General features: G+C 51.5%; 2 protein-coding genes. One reads left to right on the forward strand and one right to left on the reverse strand.

Annotation, left to right across the window (positions count from 1 at the left end):
- Positions 1 to 200: hypothetical protein (locus tag BP727_RS13365; RefSeq protein ID WP_286859335.1), on the forward strand; the 200-nt coding region annotated here is incomplete at its 5' end.
- A gap of 296 nt (positions 201 to 496) precedes the next feature.
- On the opposite strand, the gene BP727_RS13370 is transcribed toward BP727_RS13365, so the two are convergent.
- Positions 497 to 840 (reverse strand): CARDB domain-containing protein (locus BP727_RS13370; RefSeq protein ID WP_286859337.1); only part of this gene is annotated, 344 nt, incomplete at its 5' end.

Raw genomic sequence — 840 nt, forward strand, 5'->3', positions numbered from 1 at the left:
CGACAACTGGCAACGGTACAGTCTATCTGTATGATGCCCTTGGAGAGAATATGGATCGAGTATATCCCCAGAGCGACCAGAGCCACTCTCACTTCGCTTATGGCCGGATCCCGGACGGCAGGAGGAGGGGCACCAGTGCAGACTTCGCCTTCCTGAGGGCAAGCATCGGCATGTCCAATGGCAGAGAGGTGCAAAAATAAATATAATCGAGATCAGGGCGGGAGACGAAAATAGCAGGGGATTTGAGAAAGGAGGGGCCTCGCTGTTTCATATGGGTGAGATGGAAATCTGAAGCCTAATCCAAGTAATCGCCAAAATGCCGAGATATCGCCATTTATGAATAATCTCAATACCAATCTTCCATCAGGTCGGAATTCCAAGGGGGAGTCATACCCGGAGAATGAAAATCGCTATCCTGAGGTTACCCATATGAAACAGCGAAGAGCTAAAAAAAGAGATGATAGGGCCAGGATCCAATCTCGATTCGGCCACATTCTCAGGGATGGTTCACGCTGATGGGCTTGAGGAAGATGTTGTTTGCCTCATCGCTTTCCGCCACAACTCCGCCGGAATCGACCAAAACCTTGGTATTGATGTTAGCATACCAGCTGGGGTAGCCGTCGTAGGTGCAAGTCAATATCTTTCCGCCTCGTGCCACCAATCCATCCACTTCCCAGCTGCATCCCAGATTCCGGTAGTTCTCCCCGGGCCACCACTGGACACTGAACGGACCGGATGAGCCGGTGCCCTGGTTGTAAACTCCAAGCCTCACAGTTACCGGAGATCCCTGAACTGGCGTTTCGGGATTCAGTGAGAACTCGCTGACAAATAGGTCAGGAG

The organism is Methanosaeta sp. UBA356 (assembly GCF_002496465.1).
GTDB lineage: Archaea > Halobacteriota > Methanosarcinia > Methanotrichales > Methanotrichaceae > Methanothrix > Methanothrix soehngenii.